At 40.7% G+C, this 18,935-nt stretch carries 14 protein-coding genes; all 14 read left to right on the plus strand.

Annotated elements, in window-relative coordinates:
- The first annotated feature begins 175 nt into the window (after nt 1-175).
- The 14 genes from ACFW0C_RS00440 to ACFW0C_RS00505 all read left to right on the plus strand — a co-directional run bounded on the left by ACFW0C_RS00440 (nt 176) and on the right by ACFW0C_RS00505 (nt 18,311).
- Nucleotides 176-1,180, plus strand: coding sequence for a Gfo/Idh/MocA family protein (locus ACFW0C_RS00440; protein ID WP_378104396.1), 1,005 nt, complete (start codon nt 176-178; stop codon nt 1,178-1,180).
- Between the two features lie 136 nt (nt 1,181-1,316).
- On the plus strand, nt 1,317-2,357 hold the full coding sequence (locus ACFW0C_RS00445; RefSeq protein ID WP_378104398.1) for an alpha/beta hydrolase: 1,041 nt from the start codon (nt 1,317-1,319) through the stop codon (nt 2,355-2,357).
- Nucleotides 2,358-2,589: 232 nt separating this feature from the next.
- Nucleotides 2,590-3,063 carry a hypothetical protein gene (locus ACFW0C_RS00450; protein WP_111857266.1) on the plus strand — a complete coding sequence of 158 codons (474 nt, stop codon included), beginning with the start codon at nt 2,590-2,592 and terminating at the stop codon, nt 3,061-3,063.
- A 400-nt stretch (nt 3,064-3,463) separates the two neighbouring features.
- Nucleotides 3,464-4,141 (plus strand): phosphoribosylaminoimidazolesuccinocarboxamide synthase, encoded by a 678-nt coding sequence (locus tag ACFW0C_RS00455; protein WP_378104400.1) that lies wholly within the window; start codon nt 3,464-3,466, stop codon nt 4,139-4,141.
- Between the two features lie 13 nt (nt 4,142-4,154).
- Nucleotides 4,155-7,817: a phosphoribosylformylglycinamidine synthase gene (locus ACFW0C_RS00460; RefSeq protein WP_378104401.1), complete on the plus strand. Its 3,663-nt coding sequence runs from the start codon at nt 4,155-4,157 to the stop codon at nt 7,815-7,817.
- A 9-nt stretch (nt 7,818-7,826) separates the two neighbouring features.
- Nucleotides 7,827-8,306 (plus strand): 5-(carboxyamino)imidazole ribonucleotide mutase, encoded by a 480-nt coding sequence (gene purE / locus ACFW0C_RS00465; protein WP_111857263.1) that lies wholly within the window; start codon nt 7,827-7,829, stop codon nt 8,304-8,306.
- Between the two features lie 13 nt (nt 8,307-8,319).
- A complete protein-coding gene (locus ACFW0C_RS00470) occupies nt 8,320-9,570 on the plus strand; it encodes an amidophosphoribosyltransferase (RefSeq protein WP_378104403.1) in 1,251 nt (416 codons plus the stop codon).
- 30 nt (nt 9,571-9,600) lie between these two features.
- On the plus strand, nt 9,601-10,626 hold the full coding sequence (gene purM / locus ACFW0C_RS00475) for a phosphoribosylformylglycinamidine cyclo-ligase (RefSeq protein WP_378104404.1): 1,026 nt from the start codon (nt 9,601-9,603) through the stop codon (nt 10,624-10,626).
- Nucleotides 10,623-11,186, plus strand: coding sequence for a phosphoribosylglycinamide formyltransferase (purN, locus tag ACFW0C_RS00480; protein WP_378104405.1), 564 nt, complete (start codon nt 10,623-10,625; stop codon nt 11,184-11,186). Before purM ends, purN begins: the two co-directional genes overlap by 4 nt.
- A gap of 51 nt (nt 11,187-11,237) precedes the next feature.
- The gene (gene purH / locus ACFW0C_RS00485; protein WP_378104406.1) at nt 11,238-12,758 is read left to right on the plus strand and encodes a bifunctional phosphoribosylaminoimidazolecarboxamide formyltransferase/IMP cyclohydrolase; all 1,521 of its coding nucleotides are present in this window, start codon (nt 11,238-11,240) and stop codon (nt 12,756-12,758) included.
- Between the two features lie 30 nt (nt 12,759-12,788).
- Nucleotides 12,789-14,042 carry a phosphoribosylamine--glycine ligase gene (purD, locus tag ACFW0C_RS00490; protein WP_378104408.1) on the plus strand — a complete coding sequence of 418 codons (1,254 nt, stop codon included), beginning with the start codon at nt 12,789-12,791 and terminating at the stop codon, nt 14,040-14,042.
- Nucleotides 14,043-14,301: 259 nt separating this feature from the next.
- Entirely contained in the window at nt 14,302-14,751 is a 450-nt protein-coding gene (locus ACFW0C_RS00495) for a MarR family winged helix-turn-helix transcriptional regulator (RefSeq protein WP_083227241.1), read from the plus strand.
- Between the two features lie 28 nt (nt 14,752-14,779).
- Nucleotides 14,780-16,555 carry an ABC transporter ATP-binding protein gene (locus ACFW0C_RS00500; RefSeq protein ID WP_378104410.1) on the plus strand — a complete coding sequence of 592 codons (1,776 nt, stop codon included), beginning with the start codon at nt 14,780-14,782 and terminating at the stop codon, nt 16,553-16,555.
- Nucleotides 16,548-18,311 carry an ABC transporter ATP-binding protein gene (locus ACFW0C_RS00505; protein ID WP_378104411.1) on the plus strand — a complete coding sequence of 588 codons (1,764 nt, stop codon included), beginning with the start codon at nt 16,548-16,550 and terminating at the stop codon, nt 18,309-18,311. The genes ACFW0C_RS00500 and ACFW0C_RS00505 overlap by 8 nt, the downstream gene beginning before the upstream one ends.
- The last annotated feature ends 624 nt before the right edge of the window (nt 18,312-18,935 follow it).

Consider the following 18,935-nt stretch of genomic DNA (forward strand, 5'->3'; position numbering starts at 1 on the left):
CGCCTCTTTATTTTAAAACAGCAACTTATCAGATACTTTGTATAAAATTTAACGAAAAATAAAATTTCTGTCAAAAAGGGCTAGAATTTGTGGGTTTAGAGGCTTATAATTAGCTATCAGAAAACAATGTTAACACCTAATTTGGCGGTATCTTTAGGTTAATGGAGGGGTAGATTTGAAATTAGGGATAGCAGGGACTGGAAAAGTCGTTGAGCAATTTTTACCGGTAATTGCTGAGTTGCCAGAAATACAAGTAACTGCAATTAACTCAACACCTAAAAGCGTTGACAAGGCAATCGCCTTTCAAAAACAATATGGCATTGACCAAGTGTATAGTGATTACACCCAATTTTTGACTGAAGCAGATATTGATACAGTGTATGTTGCCGTCATTAATAACTTACATTTTCCTTTTGCTAAGGAAGCCTTACTCCATGGTAAGCATGTGATATGTGAGAAACCTTTTACGATGTCACAAAAGGAATTAATCGAATTAGAACGACTATCCATTGATTACGATTTAGTATTGGCTGAGGCTGTAACAGGGCAGTTCGTTGAAAATTATGGTAAAATCCGTGAACTTTTACCACTTCTTGGAGATATTAAGTTAATTGAATGCAATTTCTCAAAATATTCGAGTAAGTATGACTCTTTCACAGCAGGTAACGTGTTACCAGCCTTTGATATCAAAAATGGTGGCGGTGCCTTAATGGATTTAAATTCATCCAATATACATTTCGTTGTTGGCTTAATTGGTAGACCAAAGAAAGTTACTTACTACCCCAACATCGAAAATGCTATCGATACATCTGGCGTTTTAATCATGGACTATGGATACACAAAAGCTGTATGCATGGCTTCAAAGGATTCTACAGGGGAAAATGGGGCAACTATTCAAGGAACTAAAGGCACTATTAGGGTCAATAGCGCTACTAATAGGGTCACTTCATTTGATATTTGGACAAATGATGGCTATACAGATCATTTTGAATTGAATACATGCGAGCATAAAATGGGTGCAGAATTTAAGATTTTTGCCAATTGGATTGATCATGAGGATACCATGTATGCAGAAGAACATTTAGCCCAAAGTTTAACAGTTATGGAAATACTAGATATGGCTATTGCTGATTCAAACCTAATAGAACAACCAATTTGGGAACCAAAGCTAACATTTTAAAATTACCTAGGCCTGAATATTTTATTTGGGCTTTTTTCTATATCTTAGAAATATTGTGGTGGGTTAATACAGATAGATTTTTATGTATCACTTATCATGTTATGATTATTTTAAGAAAATCCTTTAGGAGGTTCCTATGAAAACTTGGACAAAAGCTGCACTAGGCGCATTAACAGGTATTGTTGCCAGTCAAATAATCAGGGCCCGTAAGGTGAATATTTCTTACGCTGCGCAATTGGTCGAGGATAGTTTGACCCTGGCTTCCAGTATTCTTCCTGGTCAAAATTCCAACTATGACCGCCTTTATTCCGTCGCTTACAACCGTAATGAATTGCCCCTAGAACTCACCTTGACCAAGCGTTCAATGGGTTTTGATTATTTAGACGATTTTACGGATACCTTTACCGTGCAAAACATGCAAAAGGACAGCCAGTCACCAAGCTCACAAAGGTCCGAAAAGGTCGTTTTCTATCTTTCGGGTGGTGGCTATTGGTTACAACCAACTTTATTGCACTTTAATATGGCCCGTAAATTGGCAGACCTAACTAATCGACAAGTAGTCATGCCTATTTTTCCAAAGGGACCAACCCACAACGTTGTTGATGCTCACAAAATGATTTTAAAACGCTACTTATATTTAATCGAAGAGAAGGGGATTGCACCAAAAAACATTGCTATTCTTGGTGATTCGACAGGTGGTGCTTTGGCGGTTTCCTTTATGCAGCAATTACGTGACTATGGTTTACCTTTGCCAGAGTCGGCAGTACTTATCGCACCCATTTTGGATGGAACCTTGCAAAATTTCCTGGTAGAATATGACCATGTGGAGTACGAACCCTTTTTACAACCAAAATTAATTGCGCTTGAAACAGAAACTTTTGCTAAACCTTTTCCGGCAATTAGTCCTTTAGTTTCACCATGGTATGGATCATTTAATGACTTACCACCCATATTAGTTGTCAGCGGAACGAGAGATTTAACCTTGACTTACACACTTGCCTTGAAAGAAAAAGTTGAAGCTGAGGGATTACCGATTTATTTCAAAATCTATCAGCATATGGCCCATATCTTCCCAATTTATCCGATTCCTGAAGCAGATGAGGCACTAGAAATGATGGCAGAATTTGTAGCTAAGAGGCGAGAGCCGACGCCAAGAAAGGAAACGTTGGAAGTTTAAGGCAGTGGCTGACAACGTCAGTAGCAACTTAAACTGAAACGCAGTCCTTTTTGGAGGCTCGAACCCGATTTTAGTTTAGCTAACAGGGGAGATAACGCTGCAGTCTTTAACCGCCTAATGAATTAAAAGTAATAAAGCTATGCAACTTTTGACCAACCTTGTTCTAGGTTTCTGACAAGCTTATGTTACAATGATGATAGTAATGAATTTAGAAGATAAACGGAGGAATACCATGCCATCAATTCAACCAATTTTAGAGAAAATGTTTAACGATAAGAAAGTGCCCGTTAAGAAGAATCAATTCAACGAAGATCAAGTTGTTTTCTCTGGTGCTTACCGTATTGCTGAAGATAAAACAATTCCCTTTAACGTGGTAGCGCGTGAATTTAAAGAAGGTTCGTCGGTTACAGAATTCCAAATCACTTATCGTAAATTAGTCCAAGTAGAGGACTTCAACAACCAAACAAAAGCCTTAGCGGTGATCAATGAAATTAACTTAAAACGTGCAGGCTACTACACTTTAATCTTGACTGGTGACGGGGAAATTTACCTGCGTTTATTATCAAGAACCACTGAAGATCCACAATTATTGTATGAATTAATGGTCTTTGGTTCAGCGACCGCGCGTCTTGTGTACCCGGAATTAGAAGAGAAAATTAATGGCAAAAAGGTTGAAGTGCTCAAAACCCAACCAAAAGCTGAATAAAAATTCGAATATTTAAAAGCTAACTCGCCCCAAAGTGCATGCCCAACCTTACATGCAAGGGCAGATAGGCCGTCATCAGTGCGCAACACGCTGCACTGATGGCGGTCTTTTTTTTGCCAATTTTTCCGGTTTGGCTAGCAGATTTTGATAAAATACAAAAGTTGCACTATTTCCATCGACAATATTAAATTCTTAACAATAAATGCATATCAAAATTCGAATGTTCGTTTATAGGAGTTGTTTTTCGACCTGAATTTACTTTTTCTATTAAAATGTTCAGTTTTACCCTTGTCTTTACGCTTGAAGTTCGTTAAGGTAAGCACATGATTATCCGGAAAACGAATATTCATAAGTAATTCAGTGGAAACGTATGTGTTTAAAAAAGGAGCGATTTTTAGCAATGCTTATTTATTCAGGTAAGACAAAAAACTTATTACAAGATGATAACGGCCAATATTATTTCCAATTTAAAGACGATGTTACGGGTAAAGATGGGGTATTTGACCCAGGTGAAAACCAAGTAGGGGCGACGATTGAAGGGTCAGGCCACTCGAATGTTGTGCTTTCAACATACTTTTTTGAATTATTTAAAGAAAAGAATATTCCAACGCATTATATTTCTTCAAACACTGAAGAAAACACCATGCAGATTGAAAAAGCTTCTGTATTTGGTGAAGGGTTAGAAGTGATTTGTCGTTTTAAAGCTGTTGGTAGCTTTATCAGACGTTACGGCGCTTACATTGAATCAGGTACACCACTTGATGCCTACGTAGAGTTCACTTTAAAAGATGATGACCGTCAAGATCCATTGATCACCCAAGATGCCTTAGAACAATTAAATATTTTAAAAGCTGGCGAATACGACCAATTGAAAAAACTAACCCAAGATATCTCCCTAGTTATCAAAGAAGCATTAGCCGAAAAAGGCCTAGAACTTTATGATATTAAATTAGAATTTGGTCGCTTAGACAATTCTGATGACATTGTCTTAATTGATGAAGTTGCAGGTGGCAATATGCGTGTCTATAAAGGTGATGAATACATCGAACCTTTAGCGCTAGTGCATTACTTTGAATAATTGGTGGCCAAACATGCAAGTTATTACAAAAAATAACGCCCAGTTCGATGTTGAAGGCCAAAAATACACTAAAGAGGCCTTAGAGTTTTTAAATTTTGCTGCGGATACTGAAATTGCTTTCTACAATCTTTATCAATTTGAGGGGGCTTCTGAAGCCACCCTTGAAGCGGTTCAAAAAGCCTTATTCGATACTGAGAAACTAACTTTTATCGAAGAAATCCCGACCGCTGACTACACTTTCCGCTACCGTCAAGTGACTGGTCAATACAATGAACATGAGCAAATGATGACGGAAATGATCCAACATGTGCTTGGCTTTGAAGAAGTCAAAGTTTTCCATTCTAAAGTCGTGACTTTAAATAATGTCACACCAAACCAAGGACAAATTTTTGAAAATTACTTCATCAATCCGGTTGAAAATACCGTCATTGCCATGGATGAACCCCCATTTGAGATTTACCCTTCATCTACAGAAGAGCTTGAGGAAGTTGTTGGTTTCACCGAAATGACTGAAGCTGATTTAGTCAACCTAGCTCAAAAATTCTCTATGGATTTAGACGACTTGCGATTCTGCCAAGAATATTTTAAATCTGAAAACCGTAATCCCAATTTAACTGAGTTGAAAGTCATTGATACATACTGGTCAGACCACTGTCGTCACACCACTTTCAACACTCAAATCGATATCGTGACCATCGATGCCGGTCGCTATGAACCCTTATTCAAGGCAGCTTTAAATGATTATTTAGAGAAAAGGGCACAACTTGGCCGATCTGAACGTCCTATCACCTTGATGGACCTAGGAACAATTCAAAGCCGTTACTTACGGGAATATGGCATCCTTGACAATGTTGAGATTTCACCCGAGGTCAACGCTTGTGCTTTAGAAATTAAAGTAGACGTTGATGACACTGAAGAAGATTGGATTCTTTACTTTAAAAACGAAACCCATAACCACCCGACAGAAATTGAACCATTTGGTGGTGCGTCTACTTGTGTTGGTGGTGGGGTTCGTGATCCATTATCTGGTAGAAGTTGGGTATACCAAGGGATGCGTATTTCGGGTGCTAAAAACCCGAATCTTCCGCTTGATGCCACTCATCCTGAAAAATTATCGCAAAGAACCATCGCGAAACGTGCCTTAGAAGGCAATAGTGATTACGCCAACCAAATCGGTTTAACGGGTGGTTACGCTGAAGAGATCTACCATCCTGGTTATGAAGCTAAACGTTTGGAAACAGGAGCCTTAATTTCAGCGGCACCAAAAGAAAATATTGTCCGCGAAGAACCTGTTGCAACTGACAAAATCATCTTATTAGGTGGTCGGACTGGTCGTGACGGATTGGGTGCAGCCGTTGGGTCATCACAAATTCAAACCGAACAATCTCTTGAAAATGCAGGTGCTGAAGTGCAAAAAGGGGCAGCGGCCATTGAAAGAAAAATTACCCGTTTATTTAGACGCGGTGAAGCAACACGTTTAATCAAACGTTGTAACGACTTTGGTGCTGGTGGGATTTCTGTTGCTGTTGGTGAGCTTGCAGACGGATTGGATATTCAACTGGATGATGTACCGGTGAAATATCCTGGTATGCATGGTGGTGAAATTGCCCTTTCTGAATCGCAAGAACGTATGGCTGTTGTGGTTGCTGAGAAAGATATTGAAGCCTTTTTACAATACTGCGAAGAGGAAGATGTTGAGTCGACGATTATTGCTGAAGTGACTGGTAATGACCGGATGCAAATGACTTGGTCAGGTAAGCAAATTATTGATTTATCAAGAGCCTTCTTAGATTTAAACGGGGCGGCTAAACACGCGAATGCAACCTTACTACAACCGAAAACCCTTTTCCAAAATGATGTGAAAGCTGGGACAGTCTGGGATGAAGCGTCATTAAAAGCTTATATGTCAACCTTAAATAGAGCGGGCCAAAAGGCTATGGCGGAACAATTTGACGGTTCGATTGGCCGTGCATCTGTGCTCTTCCCATTCGGCGGAAAATACCGAGCAACGCCTGAATTAGGGATGGTTTCAAAATTACCAGTTGCTGGTGGTAAAACGACAACAACGTCTGGTATGGCTTACGGATTTGACCCTTACTTATCAGAACAATCACCATTCCACGGGGCTTTCTACTCAGTCATTGAATCAGTTAGCCGCATGGTGGCCTTAGGATTCGACTACAAAGATTTACGTCTATCCTTCCAAGAATTCTTTGAAAACTTACAAAATGATCCAGAACGCTGGGGTAAACCTGTTTTATCTCTATTAGGAGCCAACTTAGCTATGTCTGGACTTGATTTAGCGAGCATCGGTGGGAAGGATTCTATGTCAGGCACCTTTGATGATATCGACGTACCGCCAACTTTATTGTCATTCGCGGTTGCACAAGGCCATGTAGACCAAGTGGTTTCTCGTGCCTTCAAGCAAGTAGGTTCAACAGTTGTCTTAGTGGAAAACCCCTTAAACCGTGACTGGACCATTGATTTAGACCAAGAAAAAGCTATTTATGAAACCATCCATCAATTGGCTAAAGGGGACGCTTTATTAGCTGCTTCGACTGTTGGTTTTAACGGCATGTTGAAAGATTTAATCGAAATGTCTTATGGAAATGGGATTTCTGTCGCTGTTTCAGAGGACTTCACCAACCGCTTGGCTGAACCAATGATGGGGGCTTTCCTTTTAGAATTAGTTGGCGATCCTAAAGACTTACTTGGAGATATTCCTTACCAGGTTGTTGGCCAAACGCAAGCGGATACTATTCAAATTGCGGGTCAAGACTACGCGGTTAAGGCGATTGAAAATGCTTCAAATGAAGTTTTCGCTTCTGTATTTGATCAGATTGAAACTGCTGACCGCCAAACACCTAAGATCGTTGCAGGCAATAGCTTTGCGTGCCCTAATGGTTTCCTTGGCAATACAGCAACCCCTGTCAAAGCCTTGATTCCTGTTTTATACGGAACTAATGGTGAATATGACTTACAATTTGCCCTTGAAGAAGCTGGATTTGACTGCCAAGTGATGGTTATCGCTGACTCATCAAATGCCAAATTCGAGCAATCAATTCAAACGTTAATTGAAAAGTTAAAAGAGACACAATTACTGGCTTTACCAAATGGTTCAATTTTTGGTAACCAAACGGATGAACAAGGCCGTGCTTGGGAATTGATCCTTAATAGACCGGATGTTAGCCAAGCCATTGACGCTCATTTAAAAGCCGACCGCTTAATTATCGGGTCTGGATCTGCTTTTTCAGCCTTAATCCGCACTGGTTTAATTGAATTTGGCCAAGTGACTGGTCATTCAGCAATTCGTGTTTTACCAAATCAAAACGGCAAGTTCGTGTCTGATTTAACTACTGGCCGTGTCGTTTCTGAAAAATCAGCCTTTACCACTGGTCGGGCTAACAAAACCTATACCGCACCAATTGCCACAGCATTTGGTCGTGTCGTATTAGGTGAAGCAGCAGAAAAAATCAAAGCTAATGGTCAAGTGATTGCTGCTTTTGATACTTATTTTGCAGAAGAAAATATTGACGGCTTAGCTAGTCCAAACGGTTTAGTCTTTGGGACCATCTCTTCATTTGAGAGAAGTGGCCAAGACCTCTACCAAAATGTGCCAAGTCAAGGTGAAAATCCATTCTTAACTGAAGCTTTTGCGTATTTAAACGCCAAATAGGAGGAAATTATGTTCGTTAGAATTATTATGGGTAGTTCAAGTGATGTTGAAATCGCCCGCAAAGTAACTAGTAACCTAAGTAAATTTGAAATTCCTTACCAAGTATCTGTGATTTCTGCCCACCGTGCCTTAGATGATCTACAAGCCTTAGTTGGGCAAAATGACGCTGACCTTTACATCGGCATTGCCGGTAAAGCGGCGCATTTACCAGGGGTGATTGCTGGCATGACGGTTAAACCAGTAATCGGTGTACCGGTTAAATCATCTACCTTGTCAGGTTTAGATGCCTTATTATCTATCGTTCAAATGCCAAAAGGTGTCCCAGTTGCGACTGTGGCCCTTGATGGTGGGGAAAACGCGGCTGTTTTAGCCGTACAAATATTAGCAGTAGCAGACCAAGCTTTAACAGAAAAATTAAACGACTATAAAAAAGAGTTAAGTGCCGGCGTTCGTGATATGAACAACGAAGCAGCGATTCAAGCGTTGTAGTAGGTGGGACTAAATGAGTGGTATTTTAGGCGTTTACTCTTTCAATAATATTGAAGCATTTCCACATTTATATTACGGTCTCTATGCCTTGCAACACCGGGGGCAAGCGACCGTTGGTATTGGGACCATTACGCCAGATGGTGACAGTCAATTAATCCGTGAAAAAGGGTTAATCAGTGAACATTTTGGTGACGGTTTGATTGAACATATGCCGGGGAATAAGGGGATTGGATTTGTCCAATACCCCTTTGAAAACCGTGAAAGTGAGCCTATGCCTTTTTACCATGAGGGGGCTTTAATGGCGATTGATGGGGAAATTGAAAATGAAGATTTCACCTACCAGGCTTGTATTGAAGTACTTGGGCAAGATGTTGAAATAATTAAGGCTTATTTTGAAGCTTTAATCGGGAAATTTACCTTGATCTATATGAATAACGACCGGTTTATCGCCTATAAACATTTGGACGGGATTAAACCTTTAGCCATTGGGAGAATGGACGATACCATCATTGCGAGTTCAGAAACGGCGGCGATTGATTCAATCGCTGGACACGTGATTCGTGAAATCCAACCGGGTGAATTGTTTATTCAAACAAAAACACAATGCATTTCTCATTACCTATCGGCCAACATGGCAGCAACTGAAAACCTGGATGCCTTCGAGTTTATTTATACGGCGCGTCCCGATTCAATTCTGGACGGGATTTCTGTCTATGATGCGCGTTATCGTTTAGGGGAAACCTTGTGGCAAGAAGACCAATTGCATAAAGGCATTGTGATTGGGGCACCGGAATCGGGTGTGATTTCGTCTATGGGTTACGCTAAGGCGTCAGGATTACCTTATGAGCAAGGATTTGTCCGTAACCGCTATATTGGCCGGACCTTTATCCAGTCATCGCAAACCATTCGCGAACGAAATATTGAAATCAAATTGACCCCAATTAAAAGTATTGTGGCCAATCGTGAAGTCATTTTAATCGATGATTCTATTGTGCGGGGCTCAACTATTAAACGAACGGTCAATACCTTAAAAGAAGCAGGGGCAAGTAAGATTCATGTCCGCATTGCCGCGCCACCAGTTGTGAAGGGTGAATCGATGACGGTGGATATTCCAGACAAGCATCAACTTGTCGCTTACAACCGAACGATTGAGGAAGTGAGAGATTTGATTGGCTGTGACAGCTTGAAATATATTTCTTTAGATGGCTTTCACCGTGCCATCGGGCGCAATAAACTGTATGAACCTTATTTTACTGAAGAATAAGCGACAGATAGAAGATAATAGGAGATCAAAATGGGATTAGATTATAAGTCTGCTGGGGTCAACAAAGAAGCCGGCTACCAGCAGGTGCAATTAATTAAAGACATGATGAAAGCCACTTATACAGATCAGGTGATGACTGAAACGGGTGGCTTTTCAGGTATGGTTGAACTGGGTGCGCCGGATATGAAGGCGCCCGTTCTTGTTTCAGGTACTGACGGCGTGGGAACCAAATTAATGGTAGCCCAAGAAGTTGGTATCCATGACACCGTTGGGATTGACCTTGTCGCGATGTGTGTCAATGATATTATCTGCCAAGGTGCCAAGCCCTTATTTTTCCTGGACTATATTGCGACAGGTAAATTAGTCCCCGGGAAAATGGCCAGTATCGTCCAAGGCGTAGCCGATGGTTGTAAACAAGCTGGTGCTGCCTTAATCGGTGGTGAAACTGCTGAAATGCCAGGTATGTACGGCGAAGACGACTATGATTTAGCTGGATTTGCTGTCGGCCTTGTCGATAAAGAAAAAATCATTTCAGGAAAAGACATCAAAGCGGGCGATATCGCTGTTGCCTTGCCATCTTCAGGTGTCCATTCTAATGGATTTTCTTTGGTTAGAGCCATATTAGAAAAAAATAAGATTGATTTTAATGATCAATATCGAGATACTAATAAGACGGTGGGCGAAGTTTTACTGACACCTACAAAAATCTATGCTAAAGATGTGCTGGCTTTAGTCAATGCCGTGACTGTTAAAGGTTTGGCCCATATTACAGGCGGTGGTTTATTTGAAAACGTACCGCGTACTTTACCTGAAGGGCTTGGTTTAACGGTTAATCGTGATCAAATCCCAACGCTAGATGTTTTTGATTATTTACAAGATCTAGGCCAGGTGGCAGAGGATGAAATGTTTGGAACCTTTAACATGGGGATCGGCATGGTCATTTTCCTAGACCCAGCGGATGTTGATGCGGCCTTACAAGTTTTAGCGGCTAATGACAGCGGCGCCTTTAAATTAGGTCAGGTGACGACGCAAGCTGATGGAGTATCTTTTGTATGATCAAAATTGGCGTTTTAATTTCTGGCGGTGGAACCAATCTGCAGGCCATTATAGATGGTTGTCGGCTAGGTGACCTACCAGCTGAAGTGTCAGTAGTTATTTCAAATAAGGTGGATGCTTATGGTTTAGAACGGGCCAAAAAGGCCGGGATTGACCAATTGTATACCAATGATGATGACCGGATTTTAGCGACCTTGCAGACCTATGACGTGGATATTGTGGTCTTAGCAGGCTACTTGAAATTGATTGCTAAAGACTTGGTCCAAGCTTTTGAAGGGCGGATGTTGAATATTCATCCGTCACTTATTCCGGCTTTTTCAGGTAAGGGGTATTACGGGTTGAAAGTCCATCAAGCAGCCATTGATAGCGGGGTTAAAGTAACTGGGGCGACCGTTCATTTAGTGGATGAAAACTTTGATGAGGGGAAAATCTTGATTCAAGAAGTGGTTGCTGTTTTGCCGACAGATACTGCAGAAACCTTGCAGGCACGCGTTTTAGCAGTAGAACACAGGATATTAATCACAGCTATTGCTGAAGTCATTAGCGGTCTAGACGGCTAGGTTTAGCGATTAAGCAAAGAAAAAATATTACGGAGACATAAGGAGACAAAAATGAAAAGAGCTTTAATTTCTGTTTACGATAAGACTGGTATTGTTGAATTTGCGACCAAATTAGACCAATTAGGTTGGGAAATCATCTCTACAGGTGGGACAAAATCTTTATTAGAAGAAGCTGGCATTAAGGTGATTGCTGTTGAAGAAGTGACCAATTCACCTGAAATTTTACAGGGGCGTGTGAAGACTTTACATCCACATATTCATGGTGGCATTTTATTCAACCGTGACATTCCTGAACATCAAGAAACAGTTGACGAATTAGGGATTCATGCCATTGATATGGTGATCAACAGCTTATATCCATTTGAAGAAACCGTAAAAAATACGGCCTCATCTAAGGCAGAAATTATCGAAAAAATCGATGTTGGTGGTCCTTCAATGATCCGTGCAGCAGCTAAAAACTACAAAGACGTCTTAATTGTTACTGACGCAGCGGATTATGATTTAGTTGTTGACGCTTTGGAAAATGATAAGAATACTCTTGAATTACGGGAAAATCTAGCGGCAAAAGCCTTTAGATTAACGGCTTTCTATGATGCCATGATCGCTGAATACTTTACTGGACTAGCTGATGAAAAATTCCCAGAATTATTGACGAAAGCCTTCCGTTATAAGGAAGAATTGCGTTACGGTGAAAACCCTCATCAAGCGGCTGTTTACTATGAAAGTCCGCTTGAAGATGACTTTGACTTAGAACAATTACACGGGAAACAAATTTCTTACAACAACTACAATGACATGCGGGCTAATATGGACCTTGTCCAAGAGTTTGACGAGCCAGTTTGTGTGGCAGTCAAACATGCCAACCCTTGTGGGGTAGCGGTTGCTGATACACCGGCAGACGCTTACAGAAAAGCATTTGCTGGGGACCCAGTGTCTATTTTCGGTGGGATTATTGGTTTTAACCGTACGGTGGATGCTGAAACGGCTGAAGAATTGTCGAAAATTTTCCTAGAAATTATCGTGGCGCCTGACTTTACGGAAGAAGCTTTTGCCATTTTAGCCAAAAAGAAAAATCTACGTTTAGTGAAATCAACGAAATTAGGTGAATTCAAGGGTAAAGAGACGACTTACAAGGAAACAGTGGGCGGCTTGTTAATCCAAGATAAAGACTTACCAATCTACGCTGAAACAGGTCTTGAACTTAAAACAGACCGTCAAGTAACGGACAAAGAGTTAGAAGATATGGACTTTGCTTGGAAAGTAGCTAAACACTGTGCGTCAAACGCCATGGTCATTGCAAAAGACAAACAAACCTACGCTTTAGGTCACGGGGAAGTGCGTCGCGTATGGGCGCTTGAAGATGCCTTACAACGGTCTGAATTCCCGTTAGAAGGGGCAGTTGTCGCTTCAGACGGCTTTTTCTTCCCAGATACCATCGACAGTTTACATGAATATGGCATTAAAGCCATCGTGCAACCAGGTGGTTCTGTCCAAGATGAGAAAGTGATTCAAGCAGCTAAAGCTTACGATATTTCAGTTGTGTTCACTGGCATGCGTCATTTCAAACACTAATGACGAGCTGTTCATTCCTAAGGAGAAATCATGAAAATTTTAATTATTGGTGCTGGTGGTAGAGAACATGCCATTGCTTGGAAATTGGCCCAATCCAACCGACCAGTTGATATTTTTCTAGCACCTGGAAATGCAGGTACCGCAAGTGCTTATACCAATGTCCCAATCGATGTGATGGATTTTGATGGCTTACTTGATTTTGCCTTAACTGAGGCCGTCGACCTTGTCATTGTAGGCCCAGAAGATCCGCTTTGTGCCGGCATTGTGGATGTCTTTAAAGCGGCTGGTATTGCTGTTTTTGGCCCAGACAAGATAAGTGCCCAACTAGAAGCGAGCAAGGATTTGACCAAGCAATTTTTGAATAAATATCAAATTCCAACTGCCAATTCTTTCACCACAGGCGACTTTGATCAAGCTAAGGCCTATATCAACCAAGCTGACCTGCCAATCGTTATTAAGGCGGACGGTTTATGCAAGGGTAAGGGCGTTGTGATTTGTCACAGTCTTGAAGCAGCAGAAACTACTTTAAAAGACATGTTGCTTGATCAAAGTTTCGGTGATTCCGCTAGCCAAGTGGTTATTGAAGACTATTTAGACGGCTACGAGCAGTCACTTTTATGTTTCGTGTCCAATAACCAATTGGTCGCCATGGATACGGCCCAAGATTATAAGAAGGCATTTGATGGCGATTTAGGGCCCAACACGGGTGGCGTGGGTGTTTATTCTTTACCAAAAACGCCTGAAACCACAGATCCAGCCTTGGATGCACAGATCAAAGCTATTTTGGGGCAGATTGAACGTGGGTTAATTGCTGAAAAATTTTCTTTTTATGGGATTTTGTTTATTGGCTTTATGATTCAAGATGGCCAAGCGAAAGTCTTAGAATTTAATGTCCGTTTTGGGGATCCTGAGACGGAAGTCCTTTTACCAAGACTTGAAAGTGACTTGCTGACGGTATTTGAAAAGACCCTTGCTGGCACTTTAAAACCCAGCGATTTAACCTGGTCTAAACAAGCTGCAGTCGGCGTGGTCTTATATTCTAAAGGCTATCCTGGTGCTTACGACAATCATGTTGCGATTGAATCCGTACCTGAAGATGCCTTGATTTTCCATAACGGGACGACGACAGATGAAGCAGGGCAATTGATTACAAACGGTGGTCGTGTCCTCACGCCAGTTGCCTTAGCAGACGACATTCAAAGCGCCCGCAAGGCAGCCTACAAGCTTGTGGACCAGATTCACGGCGCGTCACTGACTTATCGGACCGATATTGCCAAGTTATAAATGTAAATACTTTTTCCAAAGCTAGTATGCGACAGCTATCCCAATGGGGTGGTTGAGTATACTAGTTTTTTTATTGGCAAAATGGTTTAGTCATGGTAAAACGTTGTCATAAAATAAAAAACGTTTTCATAGAAAAATCCATATTTTTCTGAATCTAATCCGTTGACATTGGTGAATTTCTAAGTAAAATGGTTAGTATGCGAACTATAAGGTTCGGGTGCGAACTAATCAAAAATAGACATGCAAGGAAGGTGAAGAAGTGATACATGAGGATCGTCCATTATATATAGGTGGTTTGCTACGGGAGTTAACAATTGCAGTCCACCGAAATATTGGTGTAGAACTTAGTGAGCACGAATTGGGAGATATGAAGGGTCCACAATCGATGGCATTGGGTTATCTAATCCATGCGTCAGCACAAGATGAAATCTATGTGAAAGACCTGGAAAAATATATGAAGATTCGTAAATCTACTGCGTCTGAATTGGTCAGCCGATTAGAGAAGAATGGGTACGTAAAAACGGAGAAATCGCAAAAAGATGGTCGTTTAAAAAGGCTAATTGTTACAGAGGAAGGACATGAAGCCCATGACCGTATTCTCCAATTTTTACAAGAGATAGATGACAGACTAGTTGAAGGTCTCTCAAAGGAAGAGGTCGACACTCTTGTCAACTTATTAAATAGACTAATTCAGAACATGCTACCTTAAAAAGGTGGGTATTAGGAGGTAATGAAAGGTGCTAAAAATATTAGCGAAAGCAAATAAAAAGGAAAAATTTTTCGCTTTACTAAGCGTGCTGCTGATAATGCTGCAGGTTTATTTAGAGTTAGAAATCCCTGACTATATGTCAGAAATTACAGAATTACTACAGATGCCAGATACCGTGACTGCGGATATTTTACAACCAGGTTTCATCATGGTTGGTTTATCACTAGCATCATTTGCTTCAGCCATTTTGGTAGGATTCTTTGCTGCACGCATTGCCGCAAGTTTAACTGCCCGTATTCGTGGGGAAGTGTTTGATAAAGTCATGAGCTATTCAGCCAATGAAATCAACCAATTTTCAGTTCCAAGTTTAGTGACCCGTTCTACCAATGACTTGACCCAAATCCAAATGTTAATCGCATTAGGACTACAAGTCGTGTTACGGGGTCCAATCATGTCTATTTGGGCGATTGCGAAAATTTCCGGTCAAAACTGGCAATGGTCAACGACAACTGCTGTCGCTGTGGGTGTTTTATTATTGATGATTGGATTTATCATGTACTTCGCTGTACCTCGTTTCAGCAAAATCCAAACCTTGACTGATAATTTAAATGCCGTGACTCGTGAAAATTTAACTGGTTTACGTGTTATTAGAGCTTACAACGCAGAAAATTATCAAAATAAAAAATTCGCTAAAGCTAACGATGATTTAACCAATACCCAACTCTTCGTTAACCGAGTGATGGGGATCATGCAACCAGGTATGACCCTTGTATCAAGTGGTTTAACTCTAGTAGTATACTGGTCAGGTGCTTACTTAATCGCCGATGCAGCACAAGGGACAGAACAAATTAGCCTATTCTCAGACATGGTTGTTTTCTCCTCTTACGCAATGCAGGTAATCATTGGATTCCTATTGATGGTCATGATTTTCATGATTTTACCGCGTGCCATCGTTTCGGCAAAACGGATCAACGAAGTGCTTGATCTAGCACCATCCATTGAATTTAAAGAAGATGCCATTCAAACTAGTGAGGAGGGATCTGTTGAATTCAAAAACGTGACTTTTAAATACGGTGACGATGCCAAACCAGCCCTTAAAGATATTAATTTCAAAATCAACAAGGGTGAAACCTTAGCCATTATCGGATCAACTGGTTCAGGTAAATCCACTTTAATCCAAATGATTCCACGTTTATACGACGTATCTGAAGGACAAGTACTTGTCGATGGGCAAAATGTCAAAGACTTTGACCACGCTGGCTTGAATAATATTGTCGGCTACATGCCACAAAAACCAGTTCTATTTTCAGGCACAATTCGTTCAAATATGAACCTTGGTGAAAGTAACGAACACCTTGAACATGAGTCCTTATCAGACGATGAAATTTGGGCTGCCTTAGACACCGCACAAGCAAGAGATTTTGTTGAAGGAGAACCTGACCAATTAGATACCCATGTTGCCCAAGGTGGTAACAACTTCTCCGGTGGTCAAAAGCAACGTTTAGGGATTGCCCGCGTACTTGCCCGTAAACCTGAGATTCTAATCTTTGATGACTCATTCTCTGCTTTGGACTACCAGACAGATAAGACCTTGCGTAGCGTTTTAGCCGAACGTATGGCTGACACCACTAAGATCATTGTAGCCCAACGTATTTCAACTATTATGGATGCGGACGAGATTTTAGTACTAGATAGAGGCGAAATTGTTGGCCGTGGTACACACCAAGAATTATTAGCGGACAACAAGGTATATCAAGAAATTGCTTATTCACAATTATCAGAGGAGGAATTAGCAAATGAGTAAGAAAAAAGATGCAAATCAACCTTCATTGATGGCGAATATTTTGACATATGCGCGTGAATATAAATGGCCGTTCGTTGCAGCGGTTGTCCTAGCCATGATTGGTTCTATGGCTTCAATTATCGGTCCCGACCGGTTAGGAGATATGACCGATAAAATTACGGAAGGCTTGATGTCACCAAATGGGATTGACCTAGAGAGTATTTCACACATAGCAATTACTTTAGTGGTTATCTATGTCCTTGGGGCTGTCTTCACTTATATTCAAACTTTCGTGATGGCCACAATTATTCAAAACTTTTCAAAAAAATTACGGAAGAATGTATCCGATAAAATTGACCGTTTGACTTTACGCTATTTTGATAGCCATAGTCACGGAGACACCTTAAGTCGGGTAACCAACGATTTGGACCTGGTTGGACAATCTCTAAACCAAACCATGCCGTCATTTGTACCATCAGTGACTTTATTAATTGGTACTTTGGCTATGATGTTCTACAATAATGCTATTCTAACCCTAGTAGCCTTGGCTTCAGTGGTTATCGGTTTTGTAGGGATCGTCTTGATTCTAGGTCGTTCTCAAGGATACTTTACTTCACAACAAAAAAATCTAGCCAATGTGAACAGTATTGCCGAAGAGTCGTATACTGGGCAAAGTGTTTTAACAACTATTAACGCCCGTAACCAAATGATTGAAACCTTCAACGAAGCGAATGAAGCTTTATATGATAGTGTTTGGCATGCCCAATTCTTATCAGGTATCATGCAACCCCTGATGCAATTCATCGGGAACTTTGGTTATGTAGCCGTTTCTGTTGTCGGTTCAATTATGGCCTTAAATGGCGATATTACCTTCGGGGTCGTTGTGTCATTTATGGTTTACGTCCGCATGTTCACCCAACCTCTAGGTCAATTATCACAATCATTCGCCTCATTCCAATCTGCGTCAGCAGCCTTAAATCGGGTATTTGAGTTCCTAAATGAAGAGGAAATGGTTGACGATACAAACCTATTGAGCGAATTGCCGGATGTCCATGGTGACGTGACTTTTGAACACGTACACTTCGGATATGAAGCAGATCAACCAATTATCAAAGACTTCTCAGTAGCTGCTAAATCTGGTCAGAAGATTGCTATCGTAGGACCTACCGGTGCTGGGAAGACGACAATCGTCAACTTGCTGATGAAATTCTATCCAATCGACTCAGGTGAAATTTACATTGATGGGATACCAACCAGTGAAATCTCACGTGCAGCTGTCCACGACCAATTCTCAATGGTATTACAGGATACTTGGTTATTTGAAGGGACTATTCGTGAGAACTTAATCTTCAACCAAGACCACATTACCGATGAAATGGTTGAATCAGCAGCCGCTGCAGTAGGTATCGACCACTTTATCAATACATTACCGAAAGGCTACGACACCGTATTAGATGACTCTGTAACCTTATCCGTAGGGCAAAAACAATTATTTACCATTGCACGTGCCTTATTGAAAGATGCACCTTTATTGATTCTAGATGAAGCGACATCTTCAGTTGATACCCGTACAGAAGTCTTATTACAAGAAGCCATGGACAAATTGATGGAAGGTAGAACATCATTCGTGATCGCCCACCGTTTATCCACTATCCGTAATGCTGATATTATCTTAGTTATGGATAAAGGGAACATTATTGAACAAGGAAACCACGAGGCTTTAATGGCTGAGGGTGGCTTCTATGCAGACCTTTATAACAGTCAATTTGCCAAATAGATATAACCATAAAATAAAAATAAGAGAACAGGTTGATAAAATGCCTGTTCTCTTTTTTTACTCTTGGTGCACTTCCGTTTCATATTTTCTCCCTTTCTTCAACACTGGTATTAGGCTTGCCGAAATAGATTTCTATAAGAGTACCTATTTGAATTAACCGACGTATTGATTCATTTCCTCATTTTTTGATTCTCCTTACACTTGTCGCTATGATTTTCTAATTTCTTGTTCTTCTGCGATAAAAAATAGGCATATCTTTAATATCCTTGTTCAATTTTCAATGTCTTTCCAAATCACAAGATGCGCTTAAATGACCTATTATATTCAAGCCTATTTAACACTGTTTGCTAGTGCGATATCTGGGAAACAAATAAAATATCAAAAAATGTTATTTGCCTTTTGCAATATTCGGTAAGAAAAAACTTTACAAAAAATACGTACGGGGGTATACTCAGGATACGGATAGGGGTATTTGAATAAATAGATTCCTCATCCTTTTGCCAATTATGAAAGAAGATTAAAAAGGGATTTTACCGTCGCTTCCGCCGAGTGGTCGCGAGTATCCCACGTGCGCCGATTACGGTGTTTAAGGTGTTGGAAAACACGGCGCAACAAAAGGATCTC

It is taken from the genome of Aerococcus sp. NPDC058936, assembly GCF_042741995.1.
Classification (GTDB): domain Bacteria; phylum Bacillota; class Bacilli; order Lactobacillales; family Aerococcaceae; genus Aerococcus.

What these genes read in the sequence shown, in the direction of transcription:
- ACFW0C_RS00460 (WP_378104401.1), top strand. Translation starts at nt 4,155, where the DNA reads ATGCAAGTTATTACAAAAAATAACGCCCAGTTCGATGTTGAAGGCCAA.
- purM (WP_378104404.1), top strand. Translation starts at nt 9,601, where the DNA reads ATGGGATTAGATTATAAGTCTGCTGGGGTCAACAAAGAAGCCGGCTAC.
- ACFW0C_RS00470 (WP_378104403.1), top strand. Translation starts at nt 8,320, where the DNA reads ATGAGTGGTATTTTAGGCGTTTACTCTTTCAATAATATTGAAGCATTT.
- purD (WP_378104408.1), top strand. Translation starts at nt 12,789, where the DNA reads ATGAAAATTTTAATTATTGGTGCTGGTGGTAGAGAACATGCCATTGCT.
- ACFW0C_RS00445 (WP_378104398.1), top strand. Translation starts at nt 1,317, where the DNA reads ATGAAAACTTGGACAAAAGCTGCACTAGGCGCATTAACAGGTATTGTT.
- purH (WP_378104406.1), top strand. Translation starts at nt 11,238, where the DNA reads ATGAAAAGAGCTTTAATTTCTGTTTACGATAAGACTGGTATTGTTGAA.
- ACFW0C_RS00505 (WP_378104411.1), top strand. Translation starts at nt 16,548, where the DNA reads ATGAGTAAGAAAAAAGATGCAAATCAACCTTCATTGATGGCGAATATT.
- ACFW0C_RS00450 (WP_111857266.1), top strand. Translation starts at nt 2,590, where the DNA reads ATGCCATCAATTCAACCAATTTTAGAGAAAATGTTTAACGATAAGAAA.
- purN (WP_378104405.1), top strand. Translation starts at nt 10,623, where the DNA reads ATGATCAAAATTGGCGTTTTAATTTCTGGCGGTGGAACCAATCTGCAG.
- ACFW0C_RS00455 (WP_378104400.1), top strand. Translation starts at nt 3,464, where the DNA reads ATGCTTATTTATTCAGGTAAGACAAAAAACTTATTACAAGATGATAAC.
- purE (WP_111857263.1), top strand. Translation starts at nt 7,827, where the DNA reads ATGTTCGTTAGAATTATTATGGGTAGTTCAAGTGATGTTGAAATCGCC.